This window comes from Tenacibaculum pacificus, assembly GCF_027941775.1.
In the GTDB taxonomy this organism is placed as follows: domain Bacteria; phylum Bacteroidota; class Bacteroidia; order Flavobacteriales; family Flavobacteriaceae; genus Polaribacter; species Polaribacter pacificus_A.
Genome location: NZ_CP115917.1, coordinates 1,343,148 through 1,358,470 on the forward strand (window position 1 = coordinate 1,343,148; position 15,323 = coordinate 1,358,470).

Below are 15,323 nucleotides of genomic sequence, written 5' to 3' on the forward strand. Positions count from 1 at the left end.
CAAAAGAAATAACATGAAAAACATCGCTATAATAGGAGCTGGTACTATGGGAAATGGTATTGCACACATCTTTTCACAATTCGGTTATACGGTACATTTAATTGATATTTCTCAAAATGCACTTGATAAAGGAATGGCAACTATTGCCAAGAATTTAGATAGAATGGTGTTAAAAGAAAAGATATCAGAAGAAGATAAAAAAAATACCTTAGATAATATTTCAACTTATACTTCTATTGAAAAAGGTGTTCAAAATGCTAATTTAGTTATAGAAGCTGCTACCGAAAATGTAGCTTTGAAATTAAAGATATTTAAAAATTTAGATGAAATCTGCCATAAAGATACCATTTTAGCAACCAATACTTCTTCTATTTCGATAACACAAATTGCGACGGTTACTAATAGATCTGAAAAAGTAATTGGAATGCATTTTATGAATCCTGTGCCAATTATGAACTTGGTTGAAATTATCAGAGGTTATAACACCTCTGATGAAGTCATGAGTTTTACTGTTGATTTAGCAAAAAAAATAGGTAAAACTCCTGTTGAAGTAAATGATTATCCTGGTTTTGTAGCGAATCGTATTTTAATGCCAATGATTAACGAATCTATTGAAACTTTATACAATGGTGTTGCTGGTGTTCCTGAAATTGATACTGTAATGAAATTAGGAATGGCACATCCGATGGGACCGTTACAATTAGCTGATTTTATTGGTTTAGATGTATGTTTATCAATATTAAATGTATTATACGATGGTTTTAAAAACTCTAAATATGCGCCATGTCCATTATTAGTAAACATGGTAAATGCAGGTAAATTAGGTGTTAAATCTGGTGAAGGTTTTTACGATTATAGCGAAAACAGAAAAGCAGAAAAAGTAGCTAAAATGTTTTCTTAATATTTTATTTTTTACAGATAAAAACAGCGAATGTTTCAATTGAAATATTCACTGTTTTTTTTTATGATTAAAGGTATCTTAATCTAACTTTTTATAGACTTCAATATTTTGATAAATAGTATCGTTATTTTTATAAGTATTTATCTGTTTGTATGTTTTATAACCATGTTTTACAGGGATAATATATTTATTAACATCACTTTTCATAGATTTAGACATTGATGTTAATATTTCGATAACAGTATCTTTTTTGTAAGTATACGTACCATATCCATGCCATTCAGAAGAATCTGATGCAGGATTTGTATTCCACATAACATAACCATTTAAGTAAATTTTATGTTGCACTTTATTTTTATCAGTAATAAGTGTATCACCATTTTTAAGGTGATGAAATTCTGTTAATTCCCAAACCCCTTCCATTGGATCTAATTTTTTATTTTTTTTATCATTTAATTTAGATTCACAAGAGAAATAAAACACTAAAATTAGTGTTATAAACACTAATTTTATAATAGAAAATTTCTGTTTTTTAAAAGTGATTTTTTTTTCATATTTTTTTGGTTTATTTTAAAAAAATGAAGTGCTTCACTCTTTTACTTTTAAGTATAAATCAATAAATTAGTTATTAAGATAACTATAATTATTCAACTATCACCCTAAAAAACAATCACATATAGTTATTAGTTTAAAACCTCATCAATAAAAACATTTATAACATCTTTTTTTTATTCAAATCACGTCCTCTAGGTTCATTTCCTTCTTGAAGCACAACATCAGAATGTAAAAATTTTACTGCATCAGCAGAGCCTTTTACTTTAGAAGCACTTCGAGCTAACATTTCCGTTTCAAACTCAGTTAATACATGTTTTCTAATTCCGACTTTTCTCCATTCTGATAAAGTTCCACATTTTTTTGATATTGTTCTAGCCAATGACAATGCATCTAATAACGCTTGATTTGCTCCCTGTCCTTTAAACGGACTCATCGGATGTGCTGCATCTCCAATAAGCGTTATTTTATTTCCTTTTTCTAATAATTCTGAACTTAGTAATTCTCTATCATACACAGGATATCCAGAAACTTGAGTATCCAGCGTAGCTGATAAAATCTGAGGAATAGGATGATGCCAAGGTGTTCTGCGACAAGCTTCTTCTTTTAAGGCTTTAGCTCCTTTTTCACTTAAAGCTTTTGCTGATGTTTCTGACATTGGAAAGCTTAATTGCCACATTACAGAATCGGATGTATAAGGCATCATATAAATTCGCTCATTTCCATTAGCTGTTTGAAACACTGTTGCCGAATCTAGCAATAAACTATCAATATTATCAAGAGCATCTAAAGGACAAATACCTAATATTACGATACAACCTAAATATCGCAAAGGAGTATTTTCGTCACCAAATAATAAGTTACGCACCGAACTACGAATACCATCTGCACCTACAATAATATCTGCCTTAGCATTTTTAATTTCTCCATTTACTTGAAAATCTAATGTAATAGCTTCGTTTTCATCTTCCTTAAAATCAACTAACTGATATCCCCATTTTACAAGATCATTACTCCCTAACTGCTCAAGTAAAGCAAATCGTAAAGATTGCCTTGCAATATGTATATTGGTACGTTTACCTGTTTTTTTTTCTTCGGATTTAGATGTTGAATCTAACCATTTTCTCATTCCCCACTCCCCGATTATTTTTCCATCAGTAGTATGAATAATATGTTTTGTAGAAACAACCCCTTCTTTTAACTTAAAAATGCCCAATCCTTGAATAGCTTTACTAGCTTGTTGTAAAGTCAATCCGTAACCTTGAGAACGGGCATCGAAACTGTTATCTCTCTCATATAATGTAAATGGAATTCCTCGATGTAAACAAGCCACCGCAAGTGCTACACCACCAATACCTCCGCCAACAATAGCAATATGTGGATATCTATATTTATCTACTAAAGGTGAGCTATCTGACTGTAATAAACCTGAGCCACTACAATTTAAGCAAGTATATAATTCTCCTTTAGGTTTAATTGGTGCTATACCTATTTTATTGTTTTTATCAAATTGAACTAATTCATTTTGATAACGAATACGTACTTTTTTACTAATTTTTCTACTTTTTTTCCTCTCCCTTTACATTCTTTACAAATAGTCCAATTAGTTCCTAAATTATTCTTCATATTTTTAATTACGACTTTATTTTTATCAATAATAATTTACAAATAAAAAACTACTTTACAATATAGTAAAGTAGTTTTTGGTATATAAAATTTAACTATTTTGATTATTTATTAAAAAATAAAATTAGCGTACTATCAAATTTTTTGTTATCGTTTTATTAGGAAATTGAATCTCTAAAATATAAGTTCCAGAAGCAAGAGTAGAAATATCTAATTCATATGCCGAATTTTGATATTTAAAAGAAATAGATGCTATCAAAGTTTGCATTTTATATGCATTTATAGCTTTTACTAAGTTAGGTTTTGCTCTAAAATATACAGAACCCGATGCTGGATTAGGATATAAAGCATGCTTTACTTTATTTGCTTGTATTGGATTAGTAGGAAAAACTGCCGTATTACTTCTCGGTCCTGTAGTTAATAACGTCATTTCTGGAATTTTTCTACTAGATTGAGGGTTGAAAGCTACTGCTCCTACATGATCTGTATCTTTTAATTTTCCTAATACATCTCTTCTTACTATTGTAGCTTGCTTAGCAAAAGTGTGTATCTGAGGTAAATTAACAGGTTCATTAACATTGTTTTCTAATAAAGGATTTGCTATTGGGGTATAAATTCCTAAAGTAGCATCTAATTGCATTGCTACTGATGTTGCTGTATCTAAACCTGTTGCAGGCGTATTAATCCCCAAATTTTTATTTCCAAAAGAAAAATTATCTTTAAAAACTAGCCCCGTAACATCTGGTACATTTGAAGCTTCTGATAAATTACGAAATGGTATTTGTTTTTTATCAGAACGTTCAAAAAAGATATTATTTCTAATAGATAAATTATAAGGCGTATATTGTTTTTGTGTAGACCCGCCTAAATAATCTTCTGTAAAATCTAAAATCATTTCACTATTAGTAATAATAGTATTGTAGGCAAAAGTTACATCATGAGCTACAGGAAAAAAAGGAACTGTTGGTCTAATTGCATTTGGACCACTTCCACAATTAAAAGAAACTGCTGCACCTTGTAGTTTACCTCCAGTGTATTTATTAGTTGTTTTTACAGGTTTTAAATCTTCAAAATAATTATTTACGATAAAATGATGTTCACCCCAAATAGAAATCCCTTTGGTTTTTGGTACTGATTCACCAAAAAAGTAATTTCCATATACCACACAATGATCTCCATGTCGTAAAGATAACCCACCTTTAGAACGTCTAAAAGTGTTATATCTCAATAAATTATAATCATCTTTTACAGTAATAATTTCTCCCTCACCATCACTTTCAAAAAAGTAATTATATTCTACTAAATTATAAGTAGCGCTCAAACGTATTGCTGAACCTGAATTAGCTCCTAAAATAGGTCGTGAAAACCTATTTCTACTAATTTCATTATACGAACCAGGGTTTATAGTTATATTATTACCCACACTTTGCTTCCCTATAAATTCATTATAATAAATTTTATTATAATTTGCATGATATATATAAATATCAAAACTCGTTTTTGTTCTTGAAGGATCTCCTAAATTTAAAAAACTACAATCACTAACGGTATTGTAATCTCCTGTTATTTTTATTGTATGATCTCCTTCTTTAGCTGTTTTTCCATTCTGAAAAACAAAACCTTTGAAAACAATATGATTACCATTTAATTCTACCTTAATATTTCCTTCTATAAATACTTGTCCTGTATTTTCTGCACGAATAATTATAGGATTTGTTGCTGTACCTGAAGTGGATAAAATTAAATTAATATTTTGATAAGTACCATCTGTTAAAACAAGTTCATCTCCTGCTCTTAAAGTTGAAGCCTTATTTTCTAAATCTCTTATCGATGTTACACTTTGTTGTGCATACCCTACTAAAGCAGTAGTAGAAAGTAATGCTGTAGCTATAATATTACAATTCATTTTATTTATTTTTTGATTATTATTCCACCTTTAGTAGCTTTTTAAATAAAAACTTACTAATAATAATAAATAAACTCACAAAAAAAAATAAAGAATTAAAAAACAGATAGTTAAAATTAAAACAAAAAATCACTATAAATATTAAAAATATTTATAGTGATTTTTTCATTAAAAAACTCAATTATTTTACTTGATAACTTTAATCCAGTTTCCTTTTGTTCTGGCTATATAATCATTATCATACATTGCTTCTACTTGCACACCTGGTAAATAATAAGTTCCTAAATACGATGCGTTTAATAACACTGTAAATGTTTTTTTCTGATGCTCTTTTAACGTAAAATAATTACTAATACTAGCATCACGAATATCTGTAAAATCTACTTCTGAAGATGTTGTATTATTTCCAAATTCAGTAAAACGGGTATTTACAATTTCCCATCCTGACGGAATATATTGTGTTAAAGCTATATTTTCTACCTTATCATTTGTCATATTTTTTACAGTAACCTCAGCTACAAAATTTGTTCCTTGTGATAAATTATCTATAGATATCGTAGTACCTTCTTTCGTTTTATAAGAAACAGTTGTTTCTATATTTTTCTGAATCACTTTTTCTTTACCTACAGGTAAAATTCCTTTATTAAATACTCTAACATATAAAACACCTTTACTATTATTAGAAACAGTAATTGTATTTTCTTTGTTAACATCATTTAAATCATCAGTAAATAAAGCTTTAGAAGTATTAACATTTTCTGATTTTTTATTTAAAATATAAGTTGCATTAATACCTGAATTTTCGCCATTCTGTAAAGCATATTTACTCATTGACAATAAACTATATGATGTTGTTTGTGTACTCATCCATTTATCTCCAGATAAAATTTCAGAAATTTGTTTAGCTAATTTTATTCCTTTTATTTCATCATTTAATAAAATATAAGTTTCTAATGCCATGGCTTTATTGCGGGTTTCAGAACCATAATTTGAATAACGTTTTTTACTATAATCATTTACTCTTAACTTACTTAAAATACCTTTTGCAATTGATTTTTTACCAATTAATGCATATGCACTTGCTAATCTCATTTTTGCTTCATTAGAAGTACCACTTGTTTCACGCAAACGATTCATCGAGGCAATATCAGCACTATTTGCCAAACTCAATGTGTATAATCGGTACGCTTGTGATAAAGAATTGTTTCCGTAATAAGAATTATTTCGCCAATTACGTGCTTGTTGTTTTTGATAACTAATCCATTTCGATTTAAAACCAATAGGTAACGCATATCCTTTTTTAGATGCTTCTATCATAAAATGACCTGCATAAGATGTTCCCCAACTATTTGCCGTGCTATTTCCTTGCCAATAAGACAAACCTCCATTTGATAATTGAAAACCTGATAATCGTTGAATAGTAGCTTTTATATTTCTCTCAATATCTTGTTGTTTTTCTTCGGATAATTCAAATATCTCAGCCAAAAACAACTGAGGAAAAGCACTTGAAGTAGTTTGCTCTACACAACCATGCGGATATTGAATTAAATATTCCATACGTTTGGTAAAATTCATTGGAGGTAATGTAGATAATTCTACACTTGCCGTATTAGTGCCAGCACTACCAAATGTGATAAAATTAAGCGCACTTTTTTCATTTGATTTTAACACTAAATCTTTTACTTCTGTACTTATAGGATTCGGATTTAAAACATCTATTTCTACTTCGTAGGATGCTTTTTCACTTCCTGAAACTGCGTCTATTTCTACTTTTCCAATTCCTTTAAAATCATTTACTTTCAAGGTAAAATAAACCATTTTTTCATCAGGTTCATTAAAAGATAATACTTTTGTTTTATCACCCAAAATAGTAAATGATTCATTTGGCTGTACTGTAACCTTAACCTTTTTTATAGAAGGTAACATTGCAAATACGTTAACAGGTAATGTTACAGTTTCTTGAGGCGTTATTTTACGAGGTAATGATGCTAAGATCATTACAGGTTTACGTACTAAAGCTGTTTTTTCAACACTTCCGTAAGCGTTATTTTTAACATCGGCAGCAACTACCATGGCACGTACCGAACCGATATATTTAGGTATTTTTATTGTATGTGTTTTACTAGCTCCTTTTTCTAAATTAAAAGGACCTAAATAAGTTACCATTGGTTTAAATCTATTGGCTTTTTTATTTTTACTTCCCGCTTCTGATTCATCTCCTCCAATACTTAAAATCTGATTTACTTTTCCTCCGTAAGCACCTACTACATCATCAAAAACATCCCAAGTTTTTACTCCTAATGATTGACGTGCATAAAATGTATTCCACGGATTTGGTGTTTTAAATCGAGTTAAATCTAATAATCCATCATCAACCAAAGCAATTGTATAAGTCATTGCTTTTCCTTTTTCTTCTTTAACCTTTATTTTAGTTATTGATTCGGGTCTTATTTCATCTGCTAATTCAATTACTGGAGCTAATTTAGTTTCAGGATTATTTACTAACATAGGAATTGAACCATACATACGAATTGGTAAATCGTTAACCGTTTGACTATGTTTTTGTAATAACGAAATATTTACAAATACATTAGGCGTATAATTCGCTAATACAGGAAATTTAAATGCTGTTTGCTTAGCTGTTGTTTCTACCCAAAAATGATCTAAAACTTCTGTTCCATTTTCAATAGTAATTAAAGCTCTTCCTCCTTCTGATGATGGAAATTTTACTGTAGCAGTTTCATTTACTTCATAAGATTCTTTATCTGTAGTAAAAACTAGCATCGTTGCATTTGTTTTATCTTGATTTCCTCTTTTCTTTCCATACCAAGAAGGCCAATCAAAATAAACAACATTTGAAGTAACATGTTTACTTCTCTTATCTGTTACTTTAATAAGATAACGTCCCCAATCATTTTCACTTATATTTAAATCAAAATAACCTTTCCCGTTAGCATTTGTTTTTACTTGTAATGTTTTATATGCTTGATGATGACGTGTTCCATCATAATTAGAAAGCCCATTATCAGAAGTACTCCACCACCAACGCCAAGAGATTTTATATACTTTTACTTCTAAATTATTAGCAACTCCTACACCATTTTCATTTACTGATGCTACATTAAATGTATATTTTTCATCTGTAAATAAATAATTTTTAGATTGTTGTTCTGATGCGTTTAATAAACCAGCATAAGTTTTATAAGGTGATACTTTTTTAGAAAATACATCAGTACTAAAATCTCCACCATTTTCATAAACTTTTGTTATAAAACTAGCCTTTAACATTCCTGGAGCTTTACTTTCTAAACTTGGTGATACTGAAAAGCTTGTTTCACCATCGTTATTTAATGTTCCATCTAATACCTTAAAATCTTCTGTTCTAAAATTTCGAGTAATATCATCAAAATTATAACTTTTAAATTTTGGAAACTCCGTTTTTATCTGTCTAAATTTACCGTTAATATCTAACTTTAAATTTCTTGCAATTGCACCATGTAACCATTTTACTTCAACATCTCCATCAATATCTGTATCAGCTTTAATAAAATCGGCTGTGGTTTTTAACTTAATTTTTAAACGGTTTGGTTTTATAGTTTCAATTTTAAGTGTTTTATTAAAAACCGCACCACCAACGCTTACTCTTAATTTCCAATTTCCTGTAATTGCATCTTGACTGGTTTTCGGAGTATATCTATATACATTTATATTATTTTTAGAAAGTACTTTTCTTTCTGTAATTTTCCCTTGCGGATTAATCAGTTCAAATTTAATAGGATGCTTTTCTGGTATTGGATTTGCATTATCATTTAAAACAAAAGTCAAAAATAATTGATCACCAGGTCGCCAAACACCTCGTTCACCATAAACATATCCTTTAATTCCTTTTTGAAGTTTTGTTCCTGAAACATCAAACTTACTCATTGATAAAGCATTTCCATCATTTAACTTAATGTAAGTTGTATTTTCATCTTTAGTTACTTTTGCAAAAAATGCATTACTAATTCCGTTAAAATTAGCAATACCATCAGTATTTGTTGTTGCCGTTATAACAGCTTGTTGTTGCAAATTATATAAGGTTACAGAAGCATTAGCAACAGGTTTTGTTGTTAATAAATTAGTAACAGCAATAAAAGTAGTTTTGTTATTTCCTTTTTTAACAATAACTCCTAAGTTAGTCGCCAAAACATTAGTACTAATATTTTTATTATAAAAATACGAATCTGTACACGGATTTTCTCTGTCACTCCATCTATAACGATCATAATTATAATAATTAGGATTATCATATTCTCTTGTATCTACTTCTTTTTTACCATAAACAATAGTATTTGTATTAGTAGTTTCATCACAAGTGTAATTAGAGTATTTTTTATTGAATGAAAATTCAACTCTATACATTGCGCCATTTTCTATAGATAGAATTTCAGATAAATCTATAGCAAAAGCATTTTCTTTTGTTAAGTCAACACCTTTATCCGTAAGATTTACTGTATATTTAGCTTCAGGACGACCTACATAACGTAAATTACCTTGATTACTTAAATTATTATTTTGTAAAAACTGTAAAACATTATTTTTATATATTTTATATACCGAAACATCAACAGCTTTTAAATTAACAGCTTTAAAATTAATTTTTAAATTAGTTGAACTCGGAATTATAGTTCCGCTTTTTATAAAACTTACTAAAGGCTTTAATTGTTTAAAATGTAACGTTTGACTGTAACCATGTTTTAAAGAAAATCCTTCTGTATTTTTAATTCCTTTAAAAACTTGTAATTCTACTTTGTTTTTAAACGAACTCTTCGGATAAATAGTTACAATATTATTTGTTACTTTATATGTAAATCTTCTTTTTTGAGCATTTTTAAAAGCTATTAATCCCTGTAAATCTTGTGATTTTTTAATAGGGTCAGAAAAACTAACTTCAATATGTTGTTTATCTGTATCAATAACTTCAATACTTAATACTTTAAAATTATTTTTACCTGTTATTGTTAAAACACGTTCTCCTTTTGAACTAGAATTAATACTACTTCCATCCCAAATAACTTTTATATCTCTATCTTCTTCTAATCTTTTTAAATTTTTAATTTTAAAAAAAGCTTGAGAAACAAGTGTTTCTGATGTTTCAAAATTCATCGAAATATCAGAATTATTATACGTTGCTTTAACTAATTCTGATAATTTATCCGAAGCAATAACATCACTAATATTTACCACACCTTCTACAGCATATGTATTTTTACTAGAAACAATAGGTGCTGATAAGGTTACGTTAAAAAGTAGTTCTTTAGTTTTTACTTTTGTCGTAAAATTTTGTAAATCATCAGAAATATCATCATATAATTTTGATAAATGAAGTGTTACCGTATATTCTGTATTACTTTTTAATTTTTCTGAAGGAATAAAAGAAATTTTATTTCCATCTAAAAAAACCTCACCTTTCACCTGTGGATTTACCGTAATAACATCATTACTAACTGTAGTTACTTTAGGTGTTTTTTTTAATATAAATCTAAAATCAGCAACAGATGAAATTATTTCCTCAGGAAATACTGAAACATATTCCGTATAATTATCAACAGTACTTTTCTCTTCTACAGATTTTTCACAGGAATTAAACATCAATAGCAATAATGTTACTGCTATTATTTTCATAAAATTATTCATAATTAAGCATTTTTTTTGAAGTAGACCAAAGTTAATTGTTTTATCAATAAAATAGAACCTCTTTCTACTTTTTATCTATAAAGATTTAAAATGATAAAAAATTAAATAATTTGTAATAAATAAACACTACATATAATTATCTCTTACATGTAATAATCCTTAATTTTGCAATCTATATTCAATTTACAATATGTTAGGATTACAATTTGAAACCGAAACCTCTTGGGCAGATATTGCTAAAGACAACCTACAACAAATATTAACAGACCATGCTTTTTTAGAACAAAAAGCAGCTTCTAATGCTGTTTCTATAATTATTAATTATTCAGAAGAAACAGAACTTGTACAAAGTATGAGTGAAATTGCTATTGAAGAAATGCAACATTTTAAAATGGTTCATGATTTTATGGTAAAAAGAGGAATGGTTTTAGGAAGAGAACAAAAAAACGATTATGCTATTCGTTTGCAAAAATTTTTCACAAAAACAAAAGACCGTACAAATGCATTAGTACAACGTTTATTAATTGCTGCGTTAATTGAAGCAAGAAGTTGTGAGCGTTTTAAAGTTTTTTCTGAAAATATGGAAGATGAAGAATTATCTAAATTTTATAAAGATTTAATGATTTCTGAAGCAAACCATTATACTATCTTTTTAGGTTTTGCTCGTAAATATCAAGACAAAGAAATTGTAGATAAAAAATGGAATGATTTAGTTGCTTTTGAAGCCGAAATGATGAAAAATAGAGGTTCTGAAGCTAAAATACACGGATAAAAATGTTTAGCAAAGAAGAGTCAGCACAAATACGTCAAGAATTTTGGACAAGTTTTGGAAAATCTTTTCCAAGAAAATGGTTATTATATAATACAAAAATAAAAGGATTCGCTTTTAAATTTCAAGGAGATCGTAAAACAGCTTCGGTTTGTTTAGATTTTGAACATCTTGATGAAATTGCTAATGAATTATTATATGATAAATTATTATCGTTAAAAAATATTTTAGAAACAGAATATTTACCAGAAGTTATTTATCACGAAAACTTTGAATTAGATAACAGAAAAATTATTCGTCGTATTTATGTTCCTTATGATAAAAAATTTAGCATCCATAATAAAAATACTTGGAGAGACTGCTATGAGTTTTATGTAGCTACGATGGAACAGTTTGAAATGTTTTTCTACGAATATGAAGACATTATTAGAGACGCTATTTAGTTTATCTTTTCATTAACAATTCTTACTTATTTTTTTAAACGATTTTTTTAACGTATATTAAGGTGTTATTAACCCCCTAATACAACCCCCAAATGAATAACCGTCCCCTAAGGTTATTAGTAGTGCTGTGCGCACTAATTTTAACATCTTGCTCATCAAATAATGATATTGAATTAATAGAATTAGAAAGTTATAGTAAACTTAATGTAAAGACTATTGAAACAGAAATTCTAAGTCAAATTAATGACTATAGAATTAATAATGGATTCTCTCCTTTAGAAAAATCAGATACTATTAAATTACAATCAAAAAAACACACTGATTATATGATTGAAAAAGATATAGTTTCTCATGATTTTTTTAACACACGTAAAGAATACTTAAATAAAAATATAAATGCAATAAGTGTTGCTGAAAATGTTGCTTATGGGTATTCTTCAGCTAAATCTGTAGTAAATGCATGGATTATAAGTAATGGTCACCGAAATAATATTGAAGGAGATTTTACTCATTTTGATATTAATGCCGAAAAAAACTTAAAAGGTAAATGGTATTTTACTAATATTTTTGTAAAAAAATAATTAAGATAGCACTTATAAGTGCTATCTTAAATTTTAGTTATAATCATTTATAATAATAAATTTTGAACGTCTATTTTTTTGATGCTCTTCTTCTGTACAGATTGCATTATTAATACACTTATTTACTAATTGTTTTTCTCCAAAACCAATAGCGCTTTCTATTCTTGAAGATTCTATACCTCTTGATAAAATATAATCTCTTGTTGATTTGGCTCTTTTATCTGATAAAGTTTCATTATAATTATCATCACCTCTACTATCTGTATGAGATTCAATTTTAATTATCATTTTAGGATGATTTTTTAAAACTTTAACAACATACTCTAACTCAAATGCTGCATCAGATCTTATACTTGATTTATCAAAATCAAAAAATATTGGGCTTATCACTATTTCTTTATCTATAATTAAAGGAGTTAAATATAAGTTTTTAACTATTTCTTTATTTCTAATACTTGTAGTAATTACACTTTTAAAATCCTCTTTATAATCTTTCTTAGAACCTCTTAATTTATATTTACTATTACAATCTACCTCAAATGAATAAGATGCATCTAAACCTGTTGTAAAATTATTAATTACTTTTCCTTTATTATTTATTAACTCGACTAATGTATTTGTTAAAATTTCATCTGTTTTAATATCAAAAGTCTTACCCTTTAGAAGCTGTTTACATTTATAAGATTCAAAACCATAAATATCATCATGTCCTTTTCCTTTAGGTCTATTAGAAGAAAAATAACCTGTTTGATTATCTTTATTTATAAAAAAAGAAAAATCATCGTATCTACTATTAAATGGCGCTCCCATATTAATAACCTCTGATGAATTATTTTTTAATAAATTAGATTTAAATATATCTAAAAAACCTAGATTTTGATAACCATCAGATGAAAAGTAAAACACGTACTGTTTTGATACAAATGGGAACATTTCTCTACCACTTGTATTAATACTTTCCCCCATATTTATTGGCTCACCATAAGAACCATTAGGTAAAATAGCTGTTTTATAAATATCAGTTAAACCATAACCTCCAGGCCTATCTGAAGTAAAATATAACGTTTTATCATCTGGACTTAAAGCTGGATGACCATTTGAGTGTATATCATCATTTATAGGAAGTTCTTTTATATTAGTCCAATTACCATTAATTAAAGTTGCTTTAAGTATTTTTAAATGTGATGTTCCTTTTTTATCGTAATCTAATTTCTTTCTTTTTGTTAAGTTATTTCTTGTGAAATACATTGTTTTACCATCACTTGTAATAGCGATATTTGATTCATGAAAACTTGTATTTATTTCTGATGATTTTATAGGTGTAACATTTTTTATGTTTTTAACATCCTTAATGTCATCTATTAAAGCTTCATATAAATCTAGATAAGGCTCATTATTCCACTTATAGATTCTTCCTTTTTTATTTTTAGTTGAAGCAAATACAAATTTGTTATTATGTACGTACGCTCCAAAATCAGAATTTTTAGTATTTATAGCTAAATTACTAACTTTTACAGAATCTTTATTTAGTGTTTTTAGTTTTTCATAATCTATTTTGGTTGATGATTTTTTATTATTTGGTAACTTTTTCAACCACTCTTCAGCTTTATTATACTGTCCTGCACTTCTTAAAGATTGTGCGTATTTATAAATAGTTTCACTACTTAAGCCTTTATCAGTTTTAGCAGCTAATCGATACCACTTTGTGGCTTTTTCAGAATTCGAATTATTATAATAACAATCACCTAAACGAGTTAATACATACGTACTACTATCTCCTTTTTCAACTGCTTTTTCATAAAATTCAGCAGCTTTAATATAAGAGTAGTTTTTAAAAAATTTATCTGCAACTCTTTTTTGAGAAAAAGAACAAAGAACTAAAAAAAATAATATTAAGAATGTGATTTTTGTTTTCATATATATACGCTTAAAAATATCTTGGTGACCTTACTCTGTTAGAGCTATTTAACTCATACATTAATAATGCTTCATGAGTACCATTTGAAAATTGATTTATATCAGATAAAGGATACTCATAAGCGTAACCTATTCGAAAATCATCTGATATTTGAAAATCAATCAACGCGCCCAAGGCACCTGTATACTCATTAAATCTATACGAACCTCCTAACCAAAATTTATCATTAAAAAGAAAATTTGCTGTTACATCATATGATAAAGGAGCTCCATTGGTTGCTTTAATTAAAGTTGCAGGTTTAAATTTTACGTTATTATTTAATTCAAAAACATATCCCCCGGTCAAGTAGTAACTTCTTTTATCAAGAACACCATAATTAACTCCATCAACTGTTAAATCATTATGATTTACATTTATTAATCTTGGAGTAGATAAACCTACATACCATTTTTCTGTATGTAAAAATAAACCACTACCAATATTAGGTTCCCATCTATTACCTACTCCACTAACTGCAGGATCTAATCCTTCTGCAATTAATAACTCATCATCTAAACTATATTGGGTAAAACCTGCTTTTAAACCAAAAGCTAATTTCAAACCATAACTTAATTGAATAGTATATGAAAAATCTCCATATAAATAAGTGAATTTTTCATAGCCTAATTTATCATTTATAAATGATAACCCTACTCCTATTTTTTCATTTCGTAATGGTGCATTAATTGATAATGTTTGGGTTTCTGCTCCTTTTCCAAAACCCGCCCATTGACTTCTATGTAACCCCACAATACTTAATACTTCTCTACTACCTGCGTATGCCGGATTTACAGAAATTGTATTATACATATATTGAGTAAATTGAGGTAATTGTTGTCCTTGTATATTAAAAATTGATAAAATAAATAATACAAGAATTGTATATAATAATTTGTTGTTATAATTCATAGC

The 15,323-nt window shown here is 27.8% G+C and carries 9 protein-coding genes and 1 pseudogene; 4 read left to right on the plus strand and 6 right to left on the minus strand.

Features of this window, described 5'->3' with window-relative positions; all coding sequences use genetic code 11:
• Positions 1–13 precede the first annotated feature (13 nt).
• Positions 14–901 carry a 3-hydroxyacyl-CoA dehydrogenase family protein gene (locus PG913_RS06110; protein WP_271232077.1) on the plus strand — a complete coding sequence of 296 codons (888 nt, stop codon included), beginning with the start codon at positions 14–16 and terminating at the stop codon, positions 899–901.
• 78 nt (positions 902–979) lie between these two features.
• Here the strand turns inward: PG913_RS06110 and PG913_RS06115 are convergent, their stop codons facing one another.
• The 4 genes and pseudogenes from PG913_RS06115 to PG913_RS06130 all read right to left on the minus strand — a co-directional run bounded on the left by PG913_RS06115 (position 980) and on the right by PG913_RS06130 (position 10,661).
• A complete protein-coding gene (locus PG913_RS06115; protein WP_271232078.1) occupies positions 980–1,405 on the minus strand; it encodes a hypothetical protein in 426 nt (141 codons plus the stop codon).
• A 208-nt stretch (positions 1,406–1,613) separates the two neighbouring features.
• Positions 1,614–3,079, minus strand: a pseudogene (locus PG913_RS06120) (FAD-dependent oxidoreductase).
• A 124-nt stretch (positions 3,080–3,203) separates the two neighbouring features.
• Positions 3,204–4,985, minus strand: a complete 1,782-nt coding sequence (locus PG913_RS06125) for a chondroitinase-B domain-containing protein (RefSeq protein WP_271232079.1) — start codon at positions 4,983–4,985, stop codon at positions 3,204–3,206.
• Between the two features lie 186 nt (positions 4,986–5,171).
• A complete protein-coding gene (locus PG913_RS06130; protein WP_271232080.1) occupies positions 5,172–10,661 on the minus strand; it encodes an alpha-2-macroglobulin family protein in 5,490 nt (1,829 codons plus the stop codon).
• A 190-nt stretch (positions 10,662–10,851) separates the two neighbouring features.
• Here PG913_RS06130 and miaE point away from each other — a divergent pair, with 190 nt between their 5' ends.
• From miaE to PG913_RS06145, 3 genes are all read left to right on the plus strand, one after another.
• Positions 10,852–11,433, plus strand: a complete 582-nt coding sequence (gene miaE, locus PG913_RS06135) for a tRNA-(ms[2]io[6]A)-hydroxylase (RefSeq protein ID WP_271232081.1) — start codon at positions 10,852–10,854, stop codon at positions 11,431–11,433.
• Between the two features lie 2 nt (positions 11,434–11,435).
• Entirely contained in the window at positions 11,436–11,873 is a 438-nt protein-coding gene (locus PG913_RS06140) for a DUF4268 domain-containing protein (protein ID WP_271232082.1), read from the plus strand.
• A gap of 92 nt (positions 11,874–11,965) precedes the next feature.
• Complete coding sequence (locus tag PG913_RS06145) at positions 11,966–12,454, plus strand: CAP domain-containing protein (RefSeq protein ID WP_271232083.1); 489 nt, start codon at positions 11,966–11,968, stop codon at positions 12,452–12,454.
• A gap of 33 nt (positions 12,455–12,487) precedes the next feature.
• Here PG913_RS06145 and PG913_RS06150 read toward each other — a convergent pair whose 3' ends face one another.
• Together PG913_RS06150 and PG913_RS06155 are read right to left on the minus strand one after the other, a co-directional pair.
• Entirely contained in the window at positions 12,488–14,371 is a 1,884-nt protein-coding gene (locus PG913_RS06150) for an OmpA family protein (protein WP_271232084.1), read from the minus strand.
• 10 nt (positions 14,372–14,381) lie between these two features.
• Positions 14,382–15,320: a PorP/SprF family type IX secretion system membrane protein gene (locus PG913_RS06155; protein WP_271232085.1), complete on the minus strand. Its 939-nt coding sequence runs from the start codon at positions 15,318–15,320 to the stop codon at positions 14,382–14,384.
• Between the last annotated feature and the right edge of the window lie 3 nt (positions 15,321–15,323).

Coding starts and splice junctions, on each gene's coding strand:
- PG913_RS06155 (WP_271232085.1), bottom strand. CDS start 15,320: ATGAATTATAACAACAAATTATTATATACAATTCTTGTATTATTTATT.
- miaE (WP_271232081.1), top strand. CDS start 10,852: ATGTTAGGATTACAATTTGAAACCGAAACCTCTTGGGCAGATATTGCT.
- PG913_RS06130 (WP_271232080.1), bottom strand. CDS start 10,661: ATGAATAATTTTATGAAAATAATAGCAGTAACATTATTGCTATTGATG.
- PG913_RS06110 (WP_271232077.1), top strand. CDS start 14: ATGAAAAACATCGCTATAATAGGAGCTGGTACTATGGGAAATGGTATT.
- PG913_RS06125 (WP_271232079.1), bottom strand. CDS start 4,985: ATGAATTGTAATATTATAGCTACAGCATTACTTTCTACTACTGCTTTA.
- PG913_RS06150 (WP_271232084.1), bottom strand. CDS start 14,371: ATGAAAACAAAAATCACATTCTTAATATTATTTTTTTTAGTTCTTTGT.
- PG913_RS06140 (WP_271232082.1), top strand. CDS start 11,436: ATGTTTAGCAAAGAAGAGTCAGCACAAATACGTCAAGAATTTTGGACA.
- PG913_RS06145 (WP_271232083.1), top strand. CDS start 11,966: ATGAATAACCGTCCCCTAAGGTTATTAGTAGTGCTGTGCGCACTAATT.